The 25,106-nt window shown below is 70.5% G+C and carries 25 protein-coding genes; 15 read left to right on the top strand and 10 right to left on the bottom strand.

Going from position 1 to position 25,106, the window contains the following annotated elements:
• The first annotated feature begins 60 nt into the window (after positions 1-60).
• Both ACFYOY_RS01630 and meaB read left to right on the top strand, forming a co-directional pair.
• Positions 61-1,239: an acetyl-CoA C-acetyltransferase gene (locus ACFYOY_RS01630; protein WP_059147652.1), complete on the top strand. Its 1,179-nt coding sequence runs from the start codon at positions 61-63 to the stop codon at positions 1,237-1,239.
• An 86-nt stretch (positions 1,240-1,325) separates the two neighbouring features.
• Positions 1,326-2,285: a methylmalonyl Co-A mutase-associated GTPase MeaB gene (gene meaB / locus ACFYOY_RS01625; RefSeq protein ID WP_388584135.1), complete on the top strand. Its 960-nt coding sequence runs from the start codon at positions 1,326-1,328 to the stop codon at positions 2,283-2,285.
• A gap of 271 nt (positions 2,286-2,556) precedes the next feature.
• Here meaB and ACFYOY_RS01620 read toward each other — a convergent pair whose 3' ends face one another.
• Positions 2,557-3,105, bottom strand: a complete 549-nt coding sequence (locus ACFYOY_RS01620) for a PepSY domain-containing protein (RefSeq protein ID WP_388584132.1) — start codon at positions 3,103-3,105, stop codon at positions 2,557-2,559.
• A 113-nt stretch (positions 3,106-3,218) separates the two neighbouring features.
• Between ACFYOY_RS01620 and ACFYOY_RS01615 the strand changes: the two genes are divergently transcribed.
• The gene (locus tag ACFYOY_RS01615; RefSeq protein WP_351880292.1) at positions 3,219-3,875 is read left to right on the top strand and encodes a response regulator transcription factor; all 657 of its coding nucleotides are present in this window, start codon (positions 3,219-3,221) and stop codon (positions 3,873-3,875) included.
• Positions 3,868-5,256 (top strand): sensor histidine kinase, encoded by a 1,389-nt coding sequence (locus ACFYOY_RS01610; protein WP_388584129.1) that lies wholly within the window; start codon positions 3,868-3,870, stop codon positions 5,254-5,256. The genes ACFYOY_RS01615 and ACFYOY_RS01610 overlap by 8 nt, the downstream gene beginning before the upstream one ends.
• On the opposite strand, the gene ACFYOY_RS01605 is transcribed toward ACFYOY_RS01610, so the two are convergent.
• From ACFYOY_RS01605 to ACFYOY_RS01590, 4 genes are all read right to left on the bottom strand, one after another.
• Positions 5,253-5,729, bottom strand: a complete 477-nt coding sequence (locus ACFYOY_RS01605; RefSeq protein WP_014054954.1) for a MarR family winged helix-turn-helix transcriptional regulator — start codon at positions 5,727-5,729, stop codon at positions 5,253-5,255. The genes ACFYOY_RS01610 and ACFYOY_RS01605 overlap by 4 nt on opposite strands.
• A 94-nt stretch (positions 5,730-5,823) precedes the next feature.
• Positions 5,824-6,504: an AIM24 family protein gene (locus tag ACFYOY_RS01600; protein WP_014054955.1), complete on the bottom strand. Its 681-nt coding sequence runs from the start codon at positions 6,502-6,504 to the stop codon at positions 5,824-5,826.
• On the bottom strand, positions 6,501-7,151 hold the full coding sequence (locus ACFYOY_RS01595; protein ID WP_351880299.1) for an AIM24 family protein: 651 nt from the start codon (positions 7,149-7,151) through the stop codon (positions 6,501-6,503). The genes ACFYOY_RS01600 and ACFYOY_RS01595 overlap by 4 nt, the downstream gene beginning before the upstream one ends.
• A 142-nt stretch (positions 7,152-7,293) precedes the next feature.
• Positions 7,294-7,932, bottom strand: coding sequence for an AIM24 family protein (locus ACFYOY_RS01590; protein WP_351880302.1), 639 nt, complete (start codon positions 7,930-7,932; stop codon positions 7,294-7,296).
• Positions 7,933-8,102: 170 nt separating this feature from the next.
• On the opposite strand from ACFYOY_RS01590, the gene ACFYOY_RS01585 reads away from it, so the two are divergent.
• Positions 8,103-8,447, top strand: coding sequence for a DUF3817 domain-containing protein (locus tag ACFYOY_RS01585; RefSeq protein ID WP_078643714.1), 345 nt, complete (start codon positions 8,103-8,105; stop codon positions 8,445-8,447).
• Positions 8,444-8,737 carry an MTH1187 family thiamine-binding protein gene (locus tag ACFYOY_RS01580; protein WP_020868372.1) on the top strand — a complete coding sequence of 98 codons (294 nt, stop codon included), beginning with the start codon at positions 8,444-8,446 and terminating at the stop codon, positions 8,735-8,737. Before ACFYOY_RS01585 ends, ACFYOY_RS01580 begins: the two co-directional genes overlap by 4 nt.
• A 15-nt stretch (positions 8,738-8,752) precedes the next feature.
• Here ACFYOY_RS01580 and ACFYOY_RS01575 read toward each other — a convergent pair whose 3' ends face one another.
• Positions 8,753-9,742, bottom strand: a complete 990-nt coding sequence (locus tag ACFYOY_RS01575; RefSeq protein WP_351880305.1) for a DUF5937 family protein — start codon at positions 9,740-9,742, stop codon at positions 8,753-8,755.
• 80 nt (positions 9,743-9,822) lie between these two features.
• On the opposite strand from ACFYOY_RS01575, the gene ACFYOY_RS01570 reads away from it, so the two are divergent.
• The 4 genes from ACFYOY_RS01570 (at position 9,823) to ACFYOY_RS01555 (ending at position 13,930) form a co-directional block, all read left to right on the top strand.
• Positions 9,823-11,151 (top strand): MFS transporter, encoded by a 1,329-nt coding sequence (locus ACFYOY_RS01570; protein WP_388584124.1) that lies wholly within the window; start codon positions 9,823-9,825, stop codon positions 11,149-11,151.
• A 43-nt stretch (positions 11,152-11,194) separates the two neighbouring features.
• Positions 11,195-11,704, top strand: a complete 510-nt coding sequence (locus ACFYOY_RS01565; RefSeq protein WP_351880311.1) for a MarR family transcriptional regulator — start codon at positions 11,195-11,197, stop codon at positions 11,702-11,704.
• A 54-nt stretch (positions 11,705-11,758) separates the two neighbouring features.
• Entirely contained in the window at positions 11,759-12,091 is a 333-nt protein-coding gene (locus tag ACFYOY_RS01560) for a DUF3817 domain-containing protein (protein ID WP_351880314.1), read from the top strand.
• Positions 12,092-12,229: 138 nt separating this feature from the next.
• Positions 12,230-13,930 (top strand): methylmalonyl-CoA mutase family protein, encoded by a 1,701-nt coding sequence (locus ACFYOY_RS01555; protein WP_351880317.1) that lies wholly within the window; start codon positions 12,230-12,232, stop codon positions 13,928-13,930.
• On the opposite strand, the gene ACFYOY_RS01550 is transcribed toward ACFYOY_RS01555, so the two are convergent.
• Positions 13,906-14,580: a TetR/AcrR family transcriptional regulator gene (locus ACFYOY_RS01550; RefSeq protein WP_351880319.1), complete on the bottom strand. Its 675-nt coding sequence runs from the start codon at positions 14,578-14,580 to the stop codon at positions 13,906-13,908. The genes ACFYOY_RS01555 and ACFYOY_RS01550 overlap by 25 nt on opposite strands.
• Before the next feature lie 138 nt (positions 14,581-14,718).
• On the opposite strand from ACFYOY_RS01550, the gene ACFYOY_RS01545 reads away from it, so the two are divergent.
• The 4 genes from ACFYOY_RS01545 (at position 14,719) to ACFYOY_RS01530 (ending at position 18,870) form a co-directional block, all read left to right on the top strand.
• Positions 14,719-15,690, top strand: coding sequence for a tetratricopeptide repeat protein (locus tag ACFYOY_RS01545; RefSeq protein WP_351880322.1), 972 nt, complete (start codon positions 14,719-14,721; stop codon positions 15,688-15,690).
• Positions 15,691-16,252: 562 nt separating this feature from the next.
• Positions 16,253-16,870, top strand: a complete 618-nt coding sequence (locus tag ACFYOY_RS01540) for a DUF6230 family protein (protein ID WP_059147638.1) — start codon at positions 16,253-16,255, stop codon at positions 16,868-16,870.
• 136 nt (positions 16,871-17,006) lie between these two features.
• Positions 17,007-17,537 carry a DUF6114 domain-containing protein gene (locus ACFYOY_RS01535; protein ID WP_351880325.1) on the top strand — a complete coding sequence of 177 codons (531 nt, stop codon included), beginning with the start codon at positions 17,007-17,009 and terminating at the stop codon, positions 17,535-17,537.
• On the top strand, positions 17,515-18,870 hold the full coding sequence (locus ACFYOY_RS01530) for a hydrogenase expression protein HypF (protein ID WP_351880328.1): 1,356 nt from the start codon (positions 17,515-17,517) through the stop codon (positions 18,868-18,870). Before ACFYOY_RS01535 ends, ACFYOY_RS01530 begins: the two co-directional genes overlap by 23 nt.
• A gap of 111 nt (positions 18,871-18,981) precedes the next feature.
• Here the strand turns inward: ACFYOY_RS01530 and pyk are convergent, their stop codons facing one another.
• The 3 genes from pyk to pta all read right to left on the bottom strand — a co-directional run bounded on the left by pyk (position 18,982) and on the right by pta (position 23,750).
• The gene (gene pyk, locus ACFYOY_RS01525) at positions 18,982-20,409 is read right to left on the bottom strand and encodes a pyruvate kinase (protein WP_351880331.1); all 1,428 of its coding nucleotides are present in this window, start codon (positions 20,407-20,409) and stop codon (positions 18,982-18,984) included.
• Positions 20,410-20,481: 72 nt separating this feature from the next.
• Positions 20,482-21,627: an acetate kinase gene (locus ACFYOY_RS01520; RefSeq protein WP_351880333.1), complete on the bottom strand. Its 1,146-nt coding sequence runs from the start codon at positions 21,625-21,627 to the stop codon at positions 20,482-20,484.
• On the bottom strand, positions 21,624-23,750 hold the full coding sequence (gene pta, locus ACFYOY_RS01515) for a phosphate acetyltransferase (protein ID WP_351880336.1): 2,127 nt from the start codon (positions 23,748-23,750) through the stop codon (positions 21,624-21,626). The genes ACFYOY_RS01520 and pta overlap by 4 nt, the downstream gene beginning before the upstream one ends.
• A 209-nt stretch (positions 23,751-23,959) precedes the next feature.
• Between pta and ACFYOY_RS01510 the strand changes: the two genes are divergently transcribed.
• Positions 23,960-24,985: a 6-phosphofructokinase gene (locus tag ACFYOY_RS01510; RefSeq protein WP_351880339.1), complete on the top strand. Its 1,026-nt coding sequence runs from the start codon at positions 23,960-23,962 to the stop codon at positions 24,983-24,985.
• The last annotated feature ends 121 nt before the right edge of the window (positions 24,986-25,106 follow it).

Below are 25,106 nucleotides of genomic sequence, written 5' to 3'. Positions count from 1 at the left end.
AACCCTCGTTAACTTCCTTCTCCTCGTGAAGGGGACGCACCAATGACTCGTACGACCTCTGTGATGGTGGCGGGCGCCCGGACGCCCATGGGACGGCTGCTCGGCGGCCTGCGCTCGTTCTCCGGCGCGGACCTGGGCGGAATCGCGATCAAGGCCGCGCTGGAGCGGGCCGGGGTCGGCGCCGAGCAGGTGCAGTACGTGATCATGGGGCAGGTGCTCCAGGCGGGCGCCGGGCAGATTCCGGCCCGGCAGGCGGCGGTCAAGGCCGGCATCCCGATGAGCGTGCCCGCCCTCACGATCAACAAGGTCTGCCTCTCCGGGCTGGACGCCATCGCCCTGGCCGACCAGCTCATTCGCGCGGGCGAGTTCGACATCGTGGTCGCGGGCGGGCAGGAGTCCATGACCAACGCCCCCCATCTGCTGCCCAAGTCCCGTGAGGGCTACAAGTACGGCGCGATCGAGATGCTCGACGCGATGGCGCACGACGGGCTGACCGACGCCTTCGAGTCCATCGCCATGGGCGAGTCCACCGAGAAGCACAACACCCGGCTGGGCATCCAGCGCCCCGAACAGGACGAGTTCGCCGCCCAGTCCCACCAGCGGGCCGCGGCCGCGCAGAAGAACGGCCTCTTCGACGCCGAGATCACCCCCGTGGAGATCCCGCAGCGCAAGGGCGAGCCGGTGGTCTTCGACAAGGACGAGGGCATCCGCGGCGAGACCACGACCGAGCTGCTGGGCAGGCTGCGGCCCGCGTTCGCCAAGGACGGGACGATCACGGCGGGCACGTCGTCGCAGATCTCGGACGGGGCCGCCGCGGTCGTCGTGATGAGCAAGGCCAAGGCCGAGGAGCTGGGGCTGGAGTGGATCGCCGAGATCGGCGCCCACGGAAATGTGGCGGGACCCGACAACTCCCTCCAGTCGCAGCCGTCCAACGCGATCGCGCACGCCCTGGGCAAGGAGGGGCTGACGGTGGACGATCTCGATCTCATCGAGATCAACGAGGCGTTCGCCGCGGTCGCCGTGCAGTCCATGAAGGATCTAGGTGTTTCCCCCGAAAGGGTGAATGTGAATGGGGGCGCGATTGCCCTCGGCCACCCCATCGGGATGTCCGGTGCGCGGATCGCGCTGCATCTTGCGCTGGAGCTGCGGCGGCGTGGGGGCGGGACCGGAGCGGCGGCGCTGTGCGGTGGGGGTGGGCAGGGGGATGCGCTGATCCTGCGGGTGCCGGCGGGGGAGTAGGCGGTTGCCCCTGGGTTCCGGTTTCGGTTGCGGGGCGTCGGTTTCCGTTGTGATGTAGCGATGAAGCGGTAAGGAGTACGGCACCCATGGCTGATGTGCCCACGCTGGTGGAGCAGGCGCGGCAGGGGCGGCCGCGTGCGGTCGCCCGGCTCATCTCGCTGGTCGAGGGCGCCTCGCCGCAGCTGCGCGAGGTGATGGCCGCGCTCGCTCCGCTGGCCGGGGGCGCGTATGTGGTCGGGGTGACCGGCTCGCCCGGCGTCGGCAAGTCCACCTCGACCTCCGCGCTCGTCTCCGCCTACCGGCGGATCGGCAAGCGGGTGGGCGTCCTCGCCGTCGACCCCTCCTCGCCGTTCTCCGGCGGGGCGCTGCTGGGTGACCGCGTACGGATGTCGGAACACGCCTCCGACCCCGGCGTCTACATCCGCTCCATGGCCACGCGCGGTCACCTCGGCGGGCTCGCCTGGGCGGCCCCGCAGGCGATCCGGGTGCTGGACGCGGCCGGGTGCGATGTGGTGCTGGTGGAGACGGTGGGCGTCGGTCAGTCCGAGGTCGAGATCGCCGCCCAGGCCGACACCAGCGTGCTGCTGCTCGCGCCGGGGATGGGGGACGGGATCCAGGCGGCCAAGGCCGGGATCCTGGAGATCGGCGATGTGTACGTGGTCAACAAGGCCGACCGGGAAGGGGCCGATGCCACGGCCCGCGAGCTCAACCACATGCTGGGCCTGGGGGAGGGGCGGGCGCCGGGGGACTGGCGGCCGCCGATCGTGAAGACCGTGGCGGCGCGCGGCGAGGGGATCGATGAGGTCGTCGAGGCGCTGGAGAAGCACCGTGCGTGGATGGAGGAGCACGGGGTGCTCGCGGAGCGCCGGATGCGGCGGGCGGCGGGCGAGGTCGAGACGATCGCGGTGACGGCGCTGCGGGAGCGGATCGGCGATCTGCACGGGGATCGGCGGCTGGGGGCGCTCGCGGAGCGGGTCGTGGCCGGTGAGCTGGATCCGTATACGGCGGCGGATGAGCTGGTGGCGGGGGTCACGGAGCGGGGGTGACGGGTGCGCCCGGGCGCTCCGTTTGGGTGCGCTGAGGTGCGTTTCGGGTGCGCCCGGGGTGCGGGTGCGGGTGCGCCCGGGGTGCGTTGTGGGTGTGGGTGTGGGTGTGGGTGCGGTGCGGGGCCTTGGGGGCGGGGCCCTGGACCGTATATTTACGGCGCCATTGACCGGGGGCGTGGGGTTGGTCGGGGATGGGCGCCACAAATACACGTAAGCGTCCAGGTCCCCACCCCTGCGACCCCGCCCCCTCCCGTTTCGTCGGCGGCTCTCCCTAGTCGTCGTCGGACGGGGCCTGGGTGACCTTGCCGGACTGGGCGTTCACGTTCAGGTCACGCTCCTTGTGGTTCTTGACGGTCTCGACCTCCCACACCGGGGTGCGGTCGCTGTCGAACTCCACGGAGGTCACCGTGCCCCTGGACGCGGCCTTCCGGGCCGCCTCGGTGGCCGAGACGTCGGCGTTCCGCAGGGCCTTGGCCTCGGCGGCGTCCTCGGCGTCGGTGTCCCTGTCGATGTGCTGGTTCAGGACCTTGCCGTTCGACGCGTCCATCGTGACCTCGTGCCACTTGCCGTCCTTGCCGAGGATCTCCGCGTCCCAGGTGGTCCGGGCGCCGTGGTCCCGGTCGAGGGAGTCCAGCGTGCCCGGGACGGCCTTGAGCGCGGCGTTGGCCGCCTCGGTCAGCGACATGCCGGTGGACTGGGCTGCGGGGGACGCGGACCGGGCCGCCGGGGACGAGGACTGGGTGCCCGCCACGGCGACCGCCGTGCCGCCCGTGAGCAGGGCGGCCGCGGTGACGGATGCGATGACGACGTTGCGCTTCATGAAGGTTCCTCCCCGGGTCGTGTTCGGACGTCAACCACCATCGGGGAGTGATGCTGAAGCTGAGCTGAAGCCACCTGAAGTGATCTTCAGGTTCGCTTTGGGAGGCTGGTCGTATGCGTTTGCTGATCGTGGAGGACGAGCGGCGGCTGGCCCTGTCGCTGGCCAAGGGGTTGCAGGCCGAGGGGTTCGCCGTGGATGTCGTCCACGACGGGCGCGAGGGGCTGCACCGTGCGCGGGAGGGCGATTACGACCTGATCGTTCTCGACATCATGCTGCCGGGGATGAACGGCTACCACGTGTGCGGGGCGCTGCGGGCGGCCGGGAGCGATGTGCCGATCCTGATGCTCACCGCCAAGGACGGCGAGTACGACGAGGCCGAAGGGCTGGACACCGGTGCCGACGACTATCTGACCAAGCCGTTCTCGTATGTGGTGCTGGTGGCCCGGGTGCGGGCGCTGTTGCGGCGGCGGGGGGCCGGGGCCTCGCCGGTGGTGCGGGTCGGGGAGCTGTCGGTGGACCGGGGTGCGCGCAGGGTGGAGCGGGGTAATGGCGAGATCGCGCTGACCGCCAAGGAGTTCTCCGTACTGGAGCAGCTGGCGCTGCGGCCGGGGGACGTGGTCTCCAAGGCCGAGATCCTGGAGCACGTCTGGGACTTCGCGTACGACGGCGACCCCAATATCGTCGAGGTGTACATCAGCGCCCTGCGCCGGAAGCTGGGCGCCGGGCTGATCGAGACCGTGCGGGGAGCGGGGTATCGGCTCCGTGGGTAAGGTCTTCGGTTCCGTACGGGCGCGGGCGGCGCTGGGTGCGACCGTGGTGGTCGCGGTGGCGCTGGTGGCCGCGGGGCTCGCGGTGCTCGGGGTGTTGCAGAGCAATCTGGCGGACCGGGCCGAGGTCGATGCCGGGGCGACCGCCCGGGCGGTCGCCTCGAAGGTCGCCGGTGGGGTGGCGTACCGGGATCTGGACCTCGGGGACGAGACCCCGGTGCAGATCGTGGACGAGGACCACCGGGTCCGCGCGGTCAGTGACGATCTCCAGGCCGTGACGGGCACCGGCAGTTCCTCGGTGCGGCCGGTTCCGGCGCCCGGGGAGGATGATGACGACGACGGCGCGGGGGAGGTCTCCTCGACCCCGGAGTACAGCGCCGGTACGGCCCGGATCGACGGCGAGACCGCGGAGTACCGCTGGGCGGCGCTGGAGGTCACCGACGCCCGCGGTGAGGACGTCACGGTCTACGCGGGCGCCCCGCTGGCCACCGAACAGGGCGCGGTGGGCACCGTGCGGGAGGCGATGCTGATCGGGCTGCCACTGCTGCTGGTGGTCGTGGCCGGGGTGACCTGGCTGGTGACCCGGCGGGCGCTGCGGCCCGTGGAGGGCATCCGGCAGGAGATGGCCGCCATCACGGCGAGTACGGATCTGTCCCGGCGGGTGCCCGTGCCGGGGTCGCACGACGAGGTGGCGCGGCTGGCCCGGACCACCAACGAGACGCTCACGGCGCTGGAGGCGTCGGTCGAGCGGCAGCGGGCCTTCGTGGCGGACGCCTCCCATGAGCTGCGCTCCCCGGTGGCCTCGCTCCGCACCCAGCTGGAGGTGGGCGCCGCCCATCCGGAGCTGCTGGACCTGGACGGCGCGGTGGAGGACGTGGTGCGGCTGCAGCGGCTGGCGGCCGATCTGCTGCTGCTGGCCCGGCTGGACGCGGGGGAGCGGCCCGCCCACGCGCCGGTGGCGCTGGACGCCATGACGCGCGAGGAGCTGGCCCAGCGGCTGGGGGACCGGGTGCCGGTGCGTACGGAGGCGGCGCCGGTGGCGGTGCCGGGCTCGCGTGGGCAGCTGGCCCGCGTGCTGGGCAATCTGGTCGACAACGCGCAGCGGCACGCCCGGGGCGGGGTGCGGGTGGCGGTGCGCGAGGAGGGCCGGTGGGCGGTGCTGGAGGTCGCGGACGACGGCGAGGGGGTGCCCGAGGGCGAGCGGGAGCGGATCTTCGAGCGGTTCGTACGGCTCGACGACGCCCGCAGCCGCGACGATGGCGGGGCCGGGCTCGGCCTCGCCATCGCGCGGGACGTGGCGGTGCGCCACGGCGGCACCCTGGCCGTCCGGGCGGCACCCGAGGGCGGTGCCCTGTTCGAGCTGCGGCTGCCTACGGGCTCCTAGACCCGGCCCCGCTGGGCGCGCAGATGCTCGGCGACGGGCACCAGCGATCCGTACAGCGCCTTGAGGTCCTCCGGCGCGAGCAGATCGATGAAGTGGTTGCGCACGGACGCCACATGGTGGGGTGCGACCTTGCGCATGGTTTCCCAGCCGTGCTCGGTCAGCACGGCGTACAGCCCCCGTCGGTCGGACTCGCAGTTCTCGCGGCGGACCAGGCCGGCGTTCTCCATCCGGGTGATCTGATGGGACAGCCGGCTCTTGGACTGCAGGGTCGCGGACGCGAGATCGCTCATCCGCATCCGGCGGTCCTCCGACTCCGAGAGGTTGACCAGGATCTCGTAGTCGTTCATGGTCAGGCCGAACGGCTGGAGGTCTTTTTCGAGCTGGTAGGTCAGCAGCCGGCTGACATCCAGGTGGGTGCGCCACGCGCGCTGTTCCTCATCGCTGAGCCAGCGCGTGCCGTTCTCGGTCTCCATGGGATGTATTCTACCTATAGAAGTTGAATTCCGAACCAATGGATGTATCGGGCTAGAGGTCACCTGTTCGACGTTACACTCCGCACGCTCGCGCTCACGAACCGGTACCCCCTGTCTCGCCGACCGATATCTCGGCGACGACCTGCTCCGTGGACTGCAGCAGTACGGTCCCCGCGCCCACGAACTCGAATTGGTGCTCCTCGCCCGAGGCGCCCCCGATCCCCGTGCGCGACCTGATGGCCCCGAGGAAGCCGCGCAGATACTGGTGGTCGTAGTGGTGGCATGGTGTCGGGCAGTCCGCCCAGCCCACCAGCGCCTGCGGATCCACCCGGATCGGCGGCTCCATGAAGACCACGGGCCCATTGGAGGCGGCCACGAACTTCCCGGTGCCGATGAGGGTGAGAAAGCCCGGGACGATGGACTGCTTCAGGGACAGCGACGGCTGGAAGGCCAGCAGATTGCCGGACCGGATGGAGAGGTTGCCGTCGTCCAGGTCATAGGAGTTGACGTCGAAGGCGCGGTCGGCGAGCACCATCTTTCCCTGGCCCTCGGCCACCACCCAGTCCGCCGCGTGCAGCGGGGAGTGGAAGCTGTACGCGATGAGGTGGTCGAGGTGGCCGAGCCCGACGCCATGGAAGTCGATCTGCCCGTAGTAGGCGACCATCTTCCCCTTCTGCAGGAACCACTGGCCGTTCAGGTCCACGCTGAAGGCGTACGGATTGATGTTGTCGTCGACGGGCAGCGTCCAGGCGTCGTGGATGACGGGGCCGTTCACAGCTTTTCCTCCGATGCCTGGACATAGACCATGCCGGTGCCGGACAGTTCCAGTTGGAACGCCTCCCCCGAGCCGCGGCCCACCATTTCGCGCCAGCCGATCGCCGTCGAGAGCTTATTGCGAACATCACCCCGGTGGGCGACATAGGCTTGCGGATCGACATGCACCGGACGTCCCGGGCCGATCGGCAGTTCCAGGACCCCGCCGTGCGCCATGACCGCCGCGGAGCCGTGCCCCTCCAGGGTGGTGGTGAACAGGCCCTGTCCGGTGACCTGGCCGCGCACCATGCCCATCACCCCGCCCTGGGAACCCAGGAACATCGTGCCCTGGCGCAGCGAGCCGTCGAAGGCCAGCAGCCGGTCCGACTCCACATAGAGGGTGTCGCCGACCAGGTCGATCACCTGGACGTGGTGGCCGCCGTGCCCGAACATCACCGTGCCCTGGCCCTCGACGGTCATCAGCGGGGTGTCCTCGTCGGCGACCCGCCGCCCGATCATCCCCCGCACCCCGCGCTGCCCGCCGGTGATGCTGGGGGTGAACCGCACGTCCCCGCGGTAGGCGAGCATCGCGCCGCGCTGGCTGAACAGGGTCTGCCCGGGGAGCACCTGGGCCTCGACCATGCGTGAGGTGAGCAAGGTGAACGGCATCATGAGCCCCTTTTGTTCGCCCCGCCGCGCCGGCGGCTGATGTCACTGTCGCCCGCGCGACCCAGAGGTGCGGGTTTCGTCGCCATCTGCGGCCCGGCGGCCGCGTGTGCTCCCCCAGCTACCGCTGGGAGGTGCCCCCTGCTCACACCTCACCCCCGATCGTGTTGCGCTCGCTGGGCTGGACGTAGACGAGCCCGTCGCCCTCGAAGCGGATCTGGAAGGACTCCCCGCCGCTCTCGCCTATCAGCGCCCGGAAGTTCACCCCCGCCTGGAAGTGCTGTTTGAGACCGCCGGTGTGGGCGAGGTACGCGCCCGGGTCGACCTGCAGCGGGGTCTGCGGGGTGACGCGCAGCACGATCGCCGTGCCGGCCGAGACGAGCGCGGCCTGGCCGGTGCCCTCGACGGTCGTGGTGAACAGGCCGTTGCCCTGCGCGGAGCCGCGCAGCCCGGTGAAGGAGGCGCCGGTGCGCAGCGCGGAGTCCGTGCACAGCAGATTGCTGGACTCCACGTAGAGCTTCTCGCCGTGCAGCGACACCAGGTTGATCTCGCTCGCCCGGTCGGCGAAGTAGCACGTGCCGTGCCCCTTCACTTCCATGACCGCCATCTGCTCTCCGGTGAGCCGCCGGGTCACCATCCCGCGCAGCCCCTCTCCGCCGCCGGTCTTCTTCTTGAAGGTCATCTCCCCCTCGTAGGCGACCATCGCGCCGTTCTTGGCCTTCACGGAGTCGCCGGTCAGGTCGACCGCGAGCACCCTGCTTCCCTGGAGCCGAAACTGAGCCACGGAGCCGACGGTAGCGGGCTCTGACGTCGGCGGACAGGGAGCGCCGGGGGCTGGGGGTGCCCCCCGGGCCGTGATCGCCCGCGAAGCTGCGACAATGGGCGCAGGCTTGTGCATTGATTCACAAGCCGGTCTGTGTTCTGCCGTACCCCTCTTCACACGAAGGTGCTCTCGTGGACTTCAAGACCGCCACCGCGCTGCGCCGGCTCCGCCTGGTCTCCGCGCCCGAGGCCGTGTCGTTCCTGCTGCTGCTCATCTGCTCGGTGCTCAAGCGCACCTCGGACTTCAACGCGGTGCCGGTGATGGGCATGGTGCACGGCGTGCTCTTCATCCTCTACGTGGTCTTCTGGGCGGACGCCTGGAACCGCACCAAGTGGAAGTGGCAGACCGCGGCCCTGTACTTCGTCCTCTCCGTCCTGCCCACCGGCGGCTTCTTCGCCGAGCGCAAGCTCAAGCGGGAGACCGAGGCCGGTGTGATCGCGGCCCGCGCCCGTAAGGAGGGCGTGGTCAACGCATGATCGTCGCCTTTTCGGTGACGCCGCTGGGCGTCGGCGAGGACGTGGGGGAGTACGTCGCCGATGCGGTGCGGGTGGTCCGCGAGTCGGGGCTGCCGAACCGTACGGACGCGATGTTCACCTCGATCGAGGGCGAGTGGGACGAGGTCATGGACGTCGTCAAGCGCGCCGTCGCCGTGGTGGAGGCGCGGGCGCCCCGGGTCTCGGTGGTTCTCAAGGCCGATATCCGCCCGGGCGTCACGGACGGTCTGACCTCCAAGGTCGAGACGGTCGAGCGTCATCTGTCCGACTGACCACCCCGGGGCCCCTCAGCCCCCGCCCACCAGGGCCATGCCCAGCGGCGTGCGTTCGTACAGCACCTGATGGCCCTGGCGCCGTGAGCTGAGCAGTCCGGCGGTGCGCAACACCGCGAGATGCGCCGAGACCGACGAGGGCGCGAGGCCGAGACGGGCGGCCAGGGCCGTGGTGGAGGCGGGTTCCTCCAGAGCGGCGAGGACCGCGGCGCGGCCCGCGCCCAGGAGGCGTACGAGCGCGTCCCTCCCCTCCGCGTCCGGCTCCCGCCACAGCCCGCCGACCCCGCGCGCCGGATAGATCACCGTGGGCTGCCACGGCGGGGCGAAGCCGCTCACCACATCCGGCCAGACGAAGACGCTGGGCATCAGCAGCACCCCCCGGCCGTTGAGGTCCTGCGTCCGGGTGGGGATCGCGGAGGTACGGATGGTGAGCGTGCCGTCGGTCCAGTGCAGCGCGGGCCGCAGATCGGCGAACAGCCGCTCCAGGCCGCCGTCGGCCAACTGCCGAGAGCGATAGCCGATATCGGCCTCCAGCAGGGCCCGCAGCCGGGGCCAGTCCGGTGCGACCAGGGCCCGCCAGGCCCGTTCGGTCACCTCGGCCAGCCGCTGGACCGCCCGCGCCGGATCGGCCAGCATCGCCCGGCCCCGCGGGGACTCGGCGGCCCCCGGGGTGCACGCCAGGGACAGGACCAGCTCCCGGTGGGCGGCGGCCGGGTCCGTGGCCCGCATCCGCGCCAGCTCGTCCTCGAACGGCGCGTACGGCACCTCCGGCGGCGGGCCCAGGAAGTCCGGGGTGTAGCCGCCCCGCCCGGGCATCAGCAGCCACAGCTCCGACAGATCGAGCCCGGTCACCGCCTCCCGCACCCGCCGCAGCCAGGGCAGGTGGTAGCCGTGCCGCTCGGTCCGGCGCAGCGTGCGCACCGCCTCGTGCGTCTGGCACAGGGGTGAGATGGCGAACCGGCAGCGCAGCAGATCGTCGGCTCCGAACTGCATATGCAGTGGCATGGCGTCGCCCCCCGATCGCGAAGATTCGGCTCAGGCCGAAACACTAGAGCCCGCCCCGCCCGTACGGGCACGCTTCCGGCATGGCAACGCCCTCCGGGCCCGGTACCACGGGCCCTCTCGAGTCGCGCCCCGACGCGCAGGCCTCCCGACCCGAGCTCGCGCCCGGTGACGACCAGGGGCCGCCGCGGGGTCCGGGGGGCGTTGGCTACGGCGCCGTGTTCGCGGTCCGGGAGTTCCGGGCCGTCTTCGCCGCGCACCTGGTCTCCATGCTCGGCGAGGTGGTCGGCCAGATTGCGCTGTCCGTACTGGTCTTTCGGCTCACCGGATCGCCACTGCTCAGCGCCCTGACGTTCGCCACCTCGATGCTGCCGTATGTGATCGGCGGTGCCCTGCTGTCCTCCGTCGCCGACCGCTTCCCGGCCCGCCGGGTGCTGGTGGTCTGCGATCTGGTGCACGCCGGATGTGTGGCCGCCATGGTGGTGCCGGGGATGCCGGTGGCCGCGCTGCTCGCGCTGCGCTGTGTGCCCGCCGCGATCTCGCCGGTGTTCAGCGGGACCCGGTCGGCGACGCTCGGCGACATCCTCGGCGAGGGCGACGCCTTCGTCCTGGGCCGCTCGGTCATCCGGATCACCGCCCAGACCGCGCAGCTCGCCGGGTTCGGGGTCGGCGGGCTGCTGCTGGCCGCCGTCTCGCCGCGGGCCGCGCTGGCGCTCACGGCGGCGGCGCTCGTCGGCTCGGCGCTGGTGCTCCGCTTCGGCACCCGCCGCCGCCCGGCGCGGCAGGTGGCCGGTGCCGGGGCGCTGCTCGGGGACTCGCTGAGCGGGATGCGGCGGCTGTTCGCGGACCGCCGGATCCGGGCGCTGATGCTGCTGTCGTGGGTGCCGCCGATGTTCGTGGTGATGCCGGAGGTTCTGCTGACGCCGTACTCCGATGGGCTGGGGCTCGGCTCGGTCGGGCTCGGGCTGCTGATGTGCGGGATGCCGGTCGGCGCGATCGCCAGTGAGGCGCTGGTGGGCTCGCTGCTGGGACCACACGCCCGGGCCCGGCTGACGCTGCCGGTCGGCGTCCTGGCGATGCTGCCCGCCCTGGGGTACGCCGTCCGTCCGTCGTTCGGCTGGGCGCTGGCCCTGCAGATGCTGACCGGCTGCGGTATCGCCTACAGCCTCGGCCTCGACCAGTGGTTTCTCGCCGCCGTACGGGACGAGCTGCGCGGCCGGGCGATGACGGTGCTGACGGCCGGGCTGATGACCGCGCAGGGTCTTGGCATGGCGGTCTCCGGCGCGGTCGCCGAGTTCGTACCGGTCCATGTGGTCGCCGCGACGGCGGGTGGCTGCGGGGCGCTGTGCTCGCTGCTGGTGGCGCTGGAGGTGCGGCGCACCGTCCCCGGGCCCGCCCGGCCCGAAGTGTGAGATAGGGCTGACCACGATATGACCGGCCGGTAGGGTCGGTGGTGTGCCGAAGCCGCTCAGCCTGTCGTTCGACCCCATCGCCCGTGCCGATGAGCTCTGGAAGCAGCGGTGGGGGTCCGTGCCCTCCATGGGCGCGATCACCTCGATCATGCGTGCCCACCAGATTCTGCTCAGCCAGGTCGACGCGGTCGTCAGACCCTATGGACTGACCTTCGCCCGCTATGAGGCGCTGGTGCTGCTCACCTTCTCCAGATCCGGTGAGCTGCCGATGTCCAAGATCGGCGAGCGGTTGATGGTCCACCCGACCTCGGTCACCAATACGGTGGATCGCCTGGTCAAATCGGGTCTGGTCGACAAGCGGCCGAACCCCAACGACGGCCGCGGCACCCTGGCCTCGATCACCGACCGGGGCCGTGAGGTGGTCGAATCGGCCACCCGCGATCTGATGGCGATGGAATTCGGGCTCGGGGTCTACGACGCCGAGGACTGCGGCAAGATCTTCGAGATGCTGCGCCCGCTGAGGGTCGCCGCGGAGGACTTCGAGGACGGCTGACGAAGACCCGGGGGCGGCGAAGATCGCCCCGGAACGGGCGGTTACGCTCAGGGCATGAAACGCAGCGTGCTGACCCGCTACCGGGTCATGGCTTACGTCACCGCAGTGATGCTGCTCGTGCTCTGCACCTGCATGGTGTTCAAGTACGGCTTCGACACGGGCGAGGACCTCACGCTCGTGGTCTCCCAGGTCCACGGCGTGCTCTACATCATCTACCTGGTCTTCGCCTTCGACCTCGGCTCCAAGGCCAAGTGGCCGTTCGGCAAGCTGCTGTGGGTCCTGGTCGCGGGCACCATCCCGACGGCCGCGTTCTTCGTCGAGCGCAAGGTCACCCGCGAGGTGGAGCCGCTGGTCAGCGGCGCCGAGCCCGCGCCCGCGCAGGTCTGACCGGCGGTTTGCAGCCCTTGCGCGCGTCCCGTCCGGGGTCGGACGGGGCGCGCGGCCGGGGAGTGGAACGTCCCCGTTCGGCCCAGTGCGGCGGGTCTCGCGTCGACAATTAATAGGACGTCCTAGTACTTTTGAAGCATGGACGCCGAAGGCATTGAGGCGGGCCGCCGACGGTGGCAGGCCCGGTACGACGCGGCACACAAGCGCGACGCCGACTTCACGACCTTGTCGGGTGACCCCGTCGAGCCGGTCTACGGACCCGCCCCGGGCGACACCGTGGAGGGGTTCGAGCGGATCGGCTGGCCCGGCGAGTTCCCGTACACCCGTGGCCTCTACGCCACCGGCTACCGGGGCCGGGCCTGGACCATCCGCCAGTTCGCGGGGTTCGGCAATGCCGAGCAGACCAATGAGCGCTACAAGATGATCCTCAAGGCGGGCGGCGGCGGGCTCTCGGTCGCCTTCGACATGCCGACCCTGATGGGCCGCGACTCCGACGATCCGCACGCGCTCGGCGAGGTCGGCCACTGCGGCGTCGCCATCGACTCCGCCGCCGACATGGAGATCCTCTTCAAGGACATCCCGCTCGGCGATGTCACCACTTCGATGACCATCAGCGGTCCGGCCGTCCCCGTCTTCTGTATGTACCTGGTCGCCGCCGAGCGCCAGGGCGTGGACGTCTCGCGGCTCAACGGCACCCTCCAGACGGACATCTTCAAGGAGTACATCGCGCAGAAGGAGTGGCTCTTCCCGCCCGAGCCGCATCTGAAGCTGATCGGCGACCTGATGGAGTACTGCTCCGAGGGCATCCCGGCGTACAAGCCGCTGTCGGTCTCCGGGTACCACATCCGCGAGGCCGGGGCGACGGCCGCGCAGGAGCTGGCGTACACCCTCGCCGACGGCTTCGGGTATGTGGAGCTCGGTCTCTCCCGCGGGCTGGACGTCGACACCTTCGCGCCCGGGCTGTCCTTCTTCTTCGACGCGCATGTCGACTTCTTCGAGGAGATCGCCAAGTTCCGCGCCGCCCGCCGGATCTGGGCCCGCTGGATGCGCGATGTCTACGGGGCGAGAACCGAGAAGGCGCAGTGGCTGCGGTTCCACACCCAGACCGCCGGGGTCTCGCTCACCGCCCAGCAGCCGTACAACAACGTGGTGCGGACGGCCGTGGAGGCCCTCGCCGCGGTCCTCGGCGGCACCAACTCGCTGCACACCAACGCCCTGGACGAGACCCTGGCGCTGCCCAGCGAGCAGGCCGCCGAGATCGCCCTGCGCACCCAGCAGGTGCTGATGGAGGAGACCGGGGTCCTCAATGTGGCCGATCCGCTGGGCGGTTCCTGGTACATCGAGGCGCTGACCGACCGGATCGAGGCCGACGCCGAGAAGATCTTCGAGCAGATCAAGGAGCGCGGCCGCCGCACGGTGCCGGACGGACAGCAGCCCGAATGGCCGATCACCGCCGGCATTCTCCAGGGCATCGAGGACGGCTGGTTCACCGGCGAGATCGCCGAATCCGCCTTCCGCTACCAGCGGTCCCTGGAGAAGGGGGACAAGAAGGTCGTCGGCGTCAACTGCCACGAGGGCTCGGTCACCGGCGATCTGGAGATCCTGCGGGTCAGCCACGAGGTCGAGCGCGAGCAGGTGCGGGTGCTGGGTGCCCGTAAGGCCGGCCGGGACGAGGCCGAGATCGCCGAGGGGCTGGGGGCGCTGGTCGCCGCCGCCCGCGAGGGCTCCAACATGATCGAGCCGATGCTGAAGGCGGTGCGGGCCGAAGCGAGCCTCGGCGAGATCTGCGACGCCCTCCGCGACGAGTGGGGGGTCTACACGGAGCCGGCCGGCTTCTGAACCCCGCCCGGGGCGGGGCCGGCCGCGGCGCCGCCGGAATCCGCCCCGGTCAGTCCGTACAGCAGCAGATCCGTGAATTCCCGCGCCCACTGCGGGTCCACCGGTTCCGCGCTGATCATCAGCCGGTGGAGCACCGCCCCGGCGACCGTGTCGAAGATCAGATCCGCGTTGCGGGCCGCCGCCTCCGGGTCCTCCTCGCGCGGCAGCTCACCGCGGAGCCGGGCGCGCTCCCGGCCGACCATGACCAGCCGCTTCTGCCGGTCCACGATCGCCGAGCGCACCCGGCACCGCAGCGCCTTGTCGTGCATGGCCTCCGCGATGACGGCCATCAGCGCGGTGCCCGTCTCGGGCCGCTCCAGCAGCGCCCCCAGCCGGATCACCACGGCCTCCACATCGGCGTGCAGACTGCCGCGGTCGGTCGCTTCCAGGTGCTCGTCGAAGACCGCCGCGATGGCGTCCACCACCAGCTCGCACTTGCTCGCCCAGCGGCGGTAGAGGGTCGTCTTGGCGACACCGGCCCGGGCCGCCACATCGCCCAGCGTCAGCTTCGCCCAGCCCAGTTCCACCAGGGCGGCACGGGTGGCGCCCAGGATGGCTCGGTCGGCCTCGGCGCTGCGCGGGCGCCCGGTGCGGTGTGCGGACGGGCTCATGCGCGGCACCCTACCCGCCAGTACCGCACACCGTCCCGGGTGAGTTACGCTACGGCTCGTAGCGTAAGGGTGTGCCACGGCCGGGCCATCGGCCGATGCGCTTTTCCCTTCACCGCGGGAAGAGGGGAGGATAGGACCATGCAGCCACGGAACATGTCCATGAGTGGAGTGGTCGACCTCGCCGCGGTGAAGGCGGCCGGAGAAGCGAAGCAGAAGGCGGAGAAGGCGCGGGCCCAGGCGGCCCGCTCCGGGGGCGCCGCAGCGCCCGCCCGTCTGATCTTCAATGTCGACGAAGCGGGTTTTCAGCAGGACGTCCTGCAGCGCTCCACCGAAGTGCCGGTCGTCATCGACTTCTGGGCCGAGTGGTGCGAGCCGTGCAAGCAGCTCGGCCCCATCCTGGAGCGGCTGGCCACGGAGTACGCCGGGCAGTTCGTCCTCGCGAAGATCGACGTCGACGCCAACCAGATGCTCTTCCAGCAGTTCGGCGTCCAGGGCATCCCCGCGGTCTTCGCGGTGATCGCGGGCCAGCCGGTGCCGCTCTTCCAGGGGGCCGCGCCCGAGGCGCAGATCCGCCAGGTGCTGGACCAGCTGATCCAGGCGGCGGAGCAGCAGTTCGGCATCGTGGGTACACCTGTTGAACCCGGCGCCCAGGACGAGGGTGCCGAGGAGGCCGCCCCGGAGGTCCCCGAGTCGCCGCAGGAGACCGCGCTCGGCGCGGCCCATCAGGCGCTGGACGCCGGGGATCTGGGCGGTGCGGTGCGGGCGTACCAGAGCGTGCTCGCCGACGACCCCGCCAACGGCGAGGCCAAGCTGGGCCTGGCCCAGGCCCAGCTGCTGGAGCGCGTTCAGGGCGTGGACGCCACGCAGGCGCGAAAGGCGGCCGCGGAGAGCCCCGCGGATGCCAAGGCCCAGATCACGGCGGCCGACCTGGATCTGGTGGGCGGTCATGTGGAAGACGCCTTCGGGCGGTTGGTGGACACGGTGCGTCGTACGGCGGGGGACGATCGGGACGCGGCCCGCGTTCATCTCCTCAGTCTGTTCGAGGTGATCGGCGGTGAGGACCCCCGAGTGGTGGCGGCGCGCAGCGCGTTGGCGCGCGTGCTGTTCTGACCTCGGGCTCCTCAAACAACACAGCGGCCGCTCTTTACCAAAACTTGGTAAACGCGGTCGCTGTTACTGCCAGTAAATGCGAGCCCGGACTTTGTCCGGTCTTGGAGTAAATCTCCCTCTCTTTCCGGTCACAGTCCGGCAACCCTGCGTGCCCGATCTCGACCGTCCTGCCGCAGTTCGGTTATCCGTCCGTTACTCGCTAGTAACGAACCCCTTGTGCCTGGGCCGGGAATGGACCACGATCGGCCAAGCTCGGTCCATCCCCCCGTAGCTCGGCATCCGGTCGGCGCGTCGGTGTGGTTGGGTCCCCACCGGGCAGGCCGGCGGCAGTGGCGTCGGCCGTGGACAGGGGGGTCTCTGCCCAAAAGGCAGGGCCTGTCCAGGAGGTTGCGCGAGATTGCGTGGCCAGTGGTTGTCGCTCGGGGGTGATCGCCGGTGTTGCGGGTGCGGTGTGCGCCTGTGAGACGTGGGCGCTCTCCTTCCCGAGGACGTAGCACTTCTCCCATCCCAGGTCCGGGGCCCAGCCCCGGCCGGAGATGTACGTCCGAGAAGGAGGAAAGTCATGGAGTCCGTGGCTCGTGGCGGCACCAGATGGAAGCGGTTCGCCGTTGTCATGGTGCCGAGCGTTGCTGCCACGGCCGCGATCGGCGTCGCCCTGTCCCAGGGTGCGCTCGCGGCCTCGTTCAACGTGTCCGGTCAGCAGTTCAAGGTCTCGGTCGACCGGCTCGACGGCACCGGGTTCGCGCAGTACGGCGCACTTGACACCCAGCACGGGGGCAAGAAGATCCCCGTCGCGGTGTCGGCGTTCAAGAGCGCGAAGCTCAAGGGCCTGTGCCAGTCCGTCGTGATCCCGGTTCCCGTCTTCGGCGATGTGTCGCTGAAGCTGACGGCAGGCAACGGCAGCAAGCAGGTCGAGGCCAAGAACCTCTTCATCGATCTCGATCAGCTCAACGCGGACGCCACGTTCCGTGGGATCGACATCGGTGTGGCGGCGGGTGACGCCCACAAGGGTCCCGGTATCAACAAGGGCGATGCGGCCGATCCCGGTTCGTTCGGCCAGCAGTCCGATTCGGCGACGCTGGTCGGTGTGAAGCAGACCGCCTGGGCGACCAGTGCGGGCACGTTCAAGCTCTCCGGCCTTTCGATGAAGGTCAGCAAGGGCAAGAACGAGTGCTTCTGATCCGTTGAGCTGAGGGTGAGGGGCCGCGGCGCTGCCCCTCACCCGGGCATCGACCAGCAGCGCGTATGCGCCACGCTAGTACTGCTGTAGAACAACCGCGATCACACCGATCGCCAGCCCCAGGGAGCTGTTTTCGATGAGTGCCGAGTCGCCGGGGGCGAGTGACCGTATCAGCCGCCTGCGGGAGTCCTTCAGGGCGTGGCGCTGGCAGCGCCCGTTCTGGGCGGGGCTGTTGAGCCTGCTGGCGGGGGTGCCGATCATGTACTTCCCGTACAACGACGTCAACGCGGGCGGATTCACCATCAACATGTCCACCACCGCCGGATCGGCCTCGCTGATCATCGGGGTGCTGTTGGTGGTCCTGGGCCTGACCATGTGGTTCCAGCCCATGGTGCGCGTGTTCGCCGGAGTCGCCACGATCCTGCTCGGCCTGGTGTCGATCCCCGTTTCGAACTTCGGCGGCTTCCTGATGGGATTCCTGCTCGCGCTGTTCGGCGGCGGCATGAGCATCTCCTGGGCACCGGGTGAGACTCCCTCCGCGCAGCCGGCCGAGGGGCCGGGAGCGGCGCCGCAGGACGACGGGAACGGTGACAACGTGCCGGAACCGGCCGGGGCCGGGTCCGCACCGGACCAGGAAGCCAGGAATGGGAGGCACCGTGCGGGGTGAAGACCGACCCGAGCAGCCGGAGGGAGTGAGCCCGCGCCGGGTCAGAACGGGCCCGCGGCACGCGGCACCGAAGAAGTCGGTACTCACCCGCCTTCAGGTGCCCGCCGGCAAGGCCATAGCGCTGGCCGCCATGCCGACGGCCGTGCTGATGGGCATGGGGCTCACTCCGCAGCTCGCCTCGGCCAACCCTCGGCCCGAGGACCGTTACAAGGCCGGGCCGTGTGTGTCCCAGCCGGACGAGGCGGACAAGGACTCCAAGGGCGGCAAGGACGCCTCGGACTCGCAGAGCGAGGACAAGGACGCCAAGGACGGCAAGGGCGCCGAGGACTCGAAGGGTTCGGCCGAGAAGGGCTCCCAGGACGGCTCCAAGGGCTCTGAGGAGTCCTCGGACGGCAAGGCGGGCTCGGACGACGACAGGGCCACCTCCACGCCGTCTCCGTCCCGTTCCTCCTCCGCGCCGTCCTCCGGTGCCGGGGACGAGGAGCCGTCGGCCTCGCCGAGCCCGTCGCAGTCCAAGAACCCCCTGGACCCGCTGGGTCTCGGGGACGCGCTCCACGACATCCTGACGCCCGAGGAGAAGGCCAAGGAGTCGGCCGAGCCGAGCGCTTCGCCGAGCCCCTCGTCGAGCGAGGAGCCCAGCTCGTCGCCGTCTCCGTCCCCGTCGAAGTCCAAGAGCTCCGACAAGCTCACCGATCCGGTCAAGGACACGGTGGACAAGGTGGGCAAGGGCGTCAAGGACACCGTGGACGGGGTGGGGAAGACCGTCGAGGACGCCAAGGACAAGGCGGACAAGGCACTTCCGAAGCCCTCCTCGTCCGCCTCGAAGGACGCGAACGGCAAGGAGGCGTTCCCCTGCCCCGAGTTCGACGCCGACGCGTACGAGAACGCCGAGACCGAGCCGACCTCGAGCCTGCTGCCCGAGGACCCCTGGACCCTCAAGAGCACCCTGCTGAGCCTGCACGGCCTGGACTACAAGGGCATCGTGGAGGTCAAGACGCAGGGCGGCCAGATCAAGAAGGTCCTGAAGTTCACCGCCTCGGGTGTGGACATCAAGGATCTGCACCAGCTGGTGGTGGGCCCGGCCGGGAGCACGACCCATGTGCAGGCGCGCGAAGGGTCCACCTCGACCATTCGCGACGGCACGGTGACCATGTACACCGAGGAGCTGAAGGGGAACCTGCTGGGGCTCATCCCGATCACCTTCAGCCCCAAGAGCCCGCCGCCGGTCAACATCCCCGAGGTGTTCTTCACCGATGTCACGGTCACGCAGGCCGGCCAGTTCGGCGGCACGCTGACCGTACCGGGTATGCATCTGTTCAAGACCGGGGAGTGACCCGGCGAGATCACCGACCCGTCCGGGAGCCGCACACTCCTCCTCCGGGAGGGAAACGACCGTGGGCACCGCCTCCACTCGGAGGCGGTGCCCACGGGCGCGTTCGGCGCGTTACTGGCTCGCGCCGCCCAGGTGGTGCACCCGGACCATGTTGGTGGTGCCGGGGACACCGGGAGGCGAGCCGGCGGTGATGATCATGGTGTCGCCCTCGGTGTAGCGGCCCAGCTTCAGCAGTTCGGCGTCCACCAGGTCGACCATCGCGTCGGTGTGCTCGACATAGGGCACCACGAAGGACTCCACGCCCCAGCTCAGGGTGAGCTGGTTGCGGGTGGCCACATCGGTGGTGAAGGCCAGGATGGGCTGCTGGGCGCGGTAGCGGGAGAGCCGGCGGGCGGTGTCGCCGGACTGGGTGAAGGCCACCAGCGACTTGGCGCCCAGGAAGTCGGCGATCTCGGCGGCCGCGCGGGCCACCGAACCGCCCTGGGTACGCGGCTTCTTGCCGGGCACCAGCGGCTGCAGACCGCGCGAGAGCAGCTCCTGCTCGGCGGCCTGGACGATCCGGGACATCGTCTTGACCGTCTCGATCGGGTACGAGCCGACCGAGGACTCGGCGGAGAGCATCACCGCGTCGGTGCCGTCCAGGATCGCGTTGGCGACGTCGGACGCCTCGGCGCGGGTCGGCCGGGAGTTGGTGATCATCGACTCCATCATCTGGGTCGCGACGATCACCGGCTTGGCGTTGCGGCGGCAGAGCTCGATCAGCCGCTTCTGCACCATCGGGACCTTCTCCAGCGGATACTCCACCGCGAGGTCACCACGGGCCACCATGACGCCGTCGAAGGCCGCGACGACCTCGGTCATGTTGGCGACCGCCTGCGGCTTCTCCACCTTGGCGATCACCGGCACCCGGCGGCCCACCTCGTCCATGACGCGGTGGACGTCCCGGACGTCGGACGCGTCCCGGACGAAGGACAGGGCGACCATGTCGCACCCCATCCGCAGGGCGAACTTCAGGTCCTCGACGTCCTTCTCGGACAGCGCGGGCACATTGACCGCCGCACCCGGCAGGTTGATCCCCTTGTGGTCGGAGATCACCCCGCCCTCGATGACGATGGTCCGGACCCGGGAGCCCTCGACCGCGGTGACCCGCAGCTCGACGTTGCCGTCGTTGATCAGGACCTGGTCGCCCTTGGACACATCGCCCGGCAGCCCCTTGTAGGTGGTGCCGCAGATGGTGCGGTCGCCCTCCACGTCCTCGGTGGTGATGATGAACTCATCCCCGCGGACCAGCTCCACCGGGCCGTCCTTGAAGGTCTCCAGACGGATCTTGGGGCCCTGGAGGTCGGCGAGGACGCCGACCGCGTGCCCGGTCTCCTCGGATGCCTTGCGGACGCGGTGGTACCGCTCCTCATGCTCCGGGTGGGTTCCGTGGCTCATGTTGAACCGGGCCACGTTCATCCCGGCCTCGATGAGGGACTTCAGCTGGTCGTAGGAGTCGACAGCGGGGCCCAGAGTGCAGACGATTTTGGAACGGCGCATGAGGCAGATCCTATCGGTTTGTTTCGAAGCGGAATTTTTCAGTCTTGGGCACAGCGGAGCCGGTACCGGAGGCTAGGCGCTGACCAGGTCGAACGTCTGGCTGGCGATCTCCCGCTCCTCATCGGTGGGCACCACGGCCACCGCGACCCGGCTGGACTCCGTGGAGATCAGCCGCGCCGTGGCGGAGCGCAGCGCGTTGCGGACGCCGTCCACCTCGATGCCGAACGCGGTGAGGCCGCGCATCGCCGCCTCCCGTACCGCCGCGGAGTTCTCCCCCACACCGGCGGTGAACGCGATGGCGTCCACCCGCCCGAGTACCGCGGTGTACGCGCCCACATACTTCCGCAGTCGGTGGATGTAGATGTCGAAGGCGAGCTGCGCGGCCTGATCGCCCTCGCCCATCCGGCGGCCGATCTCGCGCATGTCGTTGTCCCCGCACAGGCCGGCCAGCCCACTGCGCTTGTTGAGCAGGGTGTCGATCTCATCGGTCGACATACCGCCCACCCGGGACAGATGGAAGATCGCCGCCGGGTCGATGTCCCCCGAGCGGGTACCCATCACCAGGCCCTCCAACGGGGTCAGCCCCATCGAGGTCTCCACGCAGACGCCGCCGCGCACCGCCGAGGCGCTGGCCCCGTTGCCCAGGTGCAGCACGATCGTGTTGACCTCCGCGGGGTCCTTGCTCAGCAGCGCGGCGGTGGCCCGGGAGACATACGCGTGCGAGGTGCCGTGGAAGCCGTAGCGCCGCACCCCCCAGCGGTCGGCGGTCTCCACGTCGATCGCGTAGCGCGCCGCCGCCTCCGGGATGGTCGAGTGGAACGCCGTGTCGAAGACCGCGACCTGCGGCAGGTCCGGGCGCAGCGCGCGGGCCACCTTGATCCCGGTGACGTTGGCCGGGTTGTGCAGCGGGGCCAGCGGGATCAGCTTCTCGATCTCCTCGACCACCTCATCGGTGATCAGCGTCGGCTCGGTGAACCGGGTGCCGCCGTGCACCACCCGGTGGCCGACCGCCGCCAGCTCGGGCGAGTCGAGGCCCAGGCCCTGGGCGGCCAGTTCGTCGGCGACCTGCTTGAGGGCCGCCGCGTGGTCGGCGACGGGGCCCTCACCGATCCGCTCCACGATGCCGGAGGCGGGCCGGGCCCCGTCGGCCATGTCCAGTAGCTGGTACTTCACGGACGAGGAGCCGGAGTTGAGGACGAGGACTCGGGAGCCGTTCACGCGGACTGCGCCTTCTGTGCGGGGGACGCCGGGGAGGCCGGCGACGCCGGGGACGCCGGGGACTGGGCCTGGATGGCGGTGATCGAGACGGTGTTGACGATGTCCTGGACGAGTGCCCCGCGGGACAGGTCGTTCACCGGCTTGCGCAGACCCTGCAGCACCGGACCGACCGCGACGGCGCCCGCCGAGCGCTGCACGGCCTTGTAGGTGTTGTTGCCGGTGTTCAGGTCCGGGAAGATCAGCACGGTGGCGTTGCCCGCCACCTCGGAGTCGGGCAGCTTGGTCGCCGCGACCGCGGCGTCCACCGCGGCGTCGTACTGGATCGGGCCCTCGACCAGCAGATCGGGGCGGCGCTCGCGGACCAGCTCGGTCGCCTTGCGGACCTTGTCCACATCCGCGCCGGAGCCCGAGGTGCCGGTGGAGTACGACAGCATCGCGATCCTCGGCTCCACCCCGAACCGGGCGGCCGTCGTCGCCGACTGGATGGCGATGTCCGCGAGCTGCTCGGCGTCCGGGTCGGGGTTGACCGCGCAGTCGCCGTAGACCAGCACCCGGTCGGCCAGGCACATGAAGAAGACCGAGGAGACGATCTCGGCGCCCGGGGCGGTCTTGATGATCTCGAAGGCGGGCCGGATGGTGGCGGCGGTGGAGTGCACCGCGCCCGAGACCATGCCGTCGGCCAGGCCCTCCTGGACCATCAGCGTGCCGAAGTAGGAGACATCGGCCACCACGTCGTACGCCAGCTCGTAGGAGACGCCCTTGTGGGCGCGCAGCTTCGCGTACCCCTCGGCGAAGCGCTCCCGAAGCGGGGAGGTCTGCGGATCGACGATCTGCGCCTCGGCGAGCTGGATGCCGAGCTCGGCGGCGCGCTTGCGGATCGCGTCCTCCTCACCCAGCAGTGTGAGATCGCACACATCGCGGCGGAGCAGTACGTCGGCGGCGCGCAGCACCCGCTCCTCCGCGCCCTCGGGCAGCACCACCCGCCGGCGACGGGACCGGGACCGCTCGATCAGCTCGCGCTCGAACATCATCGGGGTGACCCGGGCCGAGCGGCCCACCGAGATGCGCTCGGTCAGCGCGGCGGTGTCCACATGCCGCTCGAAGAGGCCGAGCGCGGTCTCCGCCTTGCGCGGCGCGCTCGCCGTGAGCTTGCCCTCGATGGCGAACAGCTCGGCCGCCGTCGGGAAGGAGCCGCCCGCCACCGACACCACCGGGGTCCCCGGGGCCAGCCGCGAGGCCAGCGCCAGGATGTCCGGGCCCGGCCGCTCGTCCAGGGTGAGCAGCACCCCGGCGATCGGCGGGGCGCCGGCGCTGTGCGCGGCGAGCGCGCCCACGATCAGATCCGCGCGGTCCCCGGGCGTCACCACCAGACAGCCCTCGGTCAGCGCGGGCAGGAAGCTCGGCAGCATCGCGCCGCCGAAGACGAAGTCCCGCACATCCCGGGAGAGCCCGGTCTGATCGCCGAGCAGCACCTCCGCGCCCAGGGTGCGGACGATCTGGGAGACGGTGGGCGCCGACAGCGACTCGTCCTCGGGCAGCACATAGCTGGGGACCGGCAGCTTGGCGGCCAGCCGCTCGGCGATGGCCTCGCGGTCCCCGGGCACCACCCGGTTGACGACCACCGCGACCACGTCGCAGCCCTGCGCCTCGTAGGCGCGGTAGGCGTTGTGGGCCTCGGCGCCGGCCGACTCGGCGGTCTGCTGCTGCCCGCCGACGACCGTGATCACCGAGGCGCCGAACTCATTGGCGAGCCGTGCGTTCAGCCCCAGCTCGTCGGGGAGGCTGGTGGCCGCGTAGTCGCTGCCCAGCACCAGAACGTGGTCATACGCGTCGGCGACCTCGTGGAAGCGGCCGACCAGCTGCGAGACCAGCTCGTCGGCGCCCCGCTCGGCCTGGAGCGTGGCCGCCTCGTGATACGTCATGCCGAAGACCGACTCCGGCGACTGGCTGAGCCGGTAGCGCGCCCGCAGCAGGTCGAAGAGGCGATCGGGGTCGTCGTGCACCAGGGGGCGGAAGACGCCGACCCGGTCGACATGACGGGTCAGGAGCTCCATCACCCCCAGCTCCACGACCTGGCGTCCGTCGCCACGCTCGACTCCGGTCACGTACACGCTGCGTGTCACGCGCACTCTCCGTTCCTCTGGCGTTCTTGGGTGTTTTCCGTTTGTGCGCCCATGGGACACAAATTGGCCACATTGAACGGCCCGGTCCTCTTGACAATACCTGCGACCGTGATTAAGGCGCTGGCCGCTGGGGGGATACAGCACTACCCCGCCCATGAAACAATCGGACTGGCTCACATCTACCCGTAGGGAGCAGGAGACACAGCACGATGCGCATCGGAGTTCTCACCGCAGGCGGCGACTGCCCCGGCCTCAACGCTGTGATCCGGTCGGTGGTGCACCGCGCGGTCGCCGGCCACGGAGACGAGGTGATCGGGTTCGAGGACGGCTTCAAGGGCCTCCTCGACGGCCGTCACCGCAAGCTGGACCTCGACGCCGTCAGCGGCATCCTCACCCGCGGCGGCACCATCCTCGGCTCCTCCCGGCTGGAGCGCGCCCGGCTGCGCGAGGCGTGCGAGACCTCGAAGGACCACGCGCGTGACTACGGGATAGACGTGCTGATCCCGATCGGCGGCGAGGGCACCCTCACCGCCGCGCGGATGCTCTCCGACGCCGGGCTGCCGATCGTCGGCGTCCCGAAGACGATCGACAACGACATCTCCTCCACCGACCGCACCTTCGGCTTCGACACCGCCGTCGGCGTCGCCACCGAGGCCATGGACCGGCTGAAGACCACCGCCGAATCGCATCAGCGGGTCATGGTCGTCGAGGTCATGGGGCGCCACGCGGGCTGGATCGCGCTGGAGTCCGGGATGGCCGGCGGCGCCCACGGCATCTGCCTGCCGGAGCGGCCCTTCGAGGTCGACGGGCTGGTGAAGATGGTCGAGGAGCGGTTCGCCCGCGGCAAGAAGTTCGCGGTCATCTGCGTCGCCGAGGGCGCGCACCCGGCCGAGGGCTCCATGGAGTACCAGAAGGGCGAGATCGACCAGTACGGCCATGAGCGGTTCACCGGTATCGGCAACCGCCTCGCGGCCGAGCTGGAGCGGCGCCTGGGCAAGGAGGCCCGCCCGGTCATCCTGGGCCATGTGCAGCGCGGCGGCACGCCCACCGCGTACGACCGCGTGCTGGCCACCCGCTTCGGCTGGCACGCCGTCGAGGCGGCGCACCGCGGCGACTTCGGCATGATGACCGCGCTGCGCGGCACGGACATCACGATGGTGCCGATCGCCAACGCGGTCACCGAGCTCAAGACCGTTCCGGTCGACCGGATGGACGAGGCCGAGTCGGTCTTCTGATCCGTCACGCGCCTGCTCGCCTCTGCTGGTTGGGGGCGCTCTCCCGATGGGTGGGCGGTCACTTCCGCTCGTTCGGGCGCTCGGTCCCAGCTCGTTGGGTCTCTCCCGCCTCTCGCCGCCT

This window comes from Streptomyces sp. NPDC007875 (assembly GCF_042868035.1).
Classification (GTDB): domain Bacteria; phylum Actinomycetota; class Actinomycetes; order Streptomycetales; family Streptomycetaceae; genus Streptomyces; species Streptomyces antimycoticus.
This window is presented reverse-complemented; position numbering and strand designations above follow the sequence as displayed.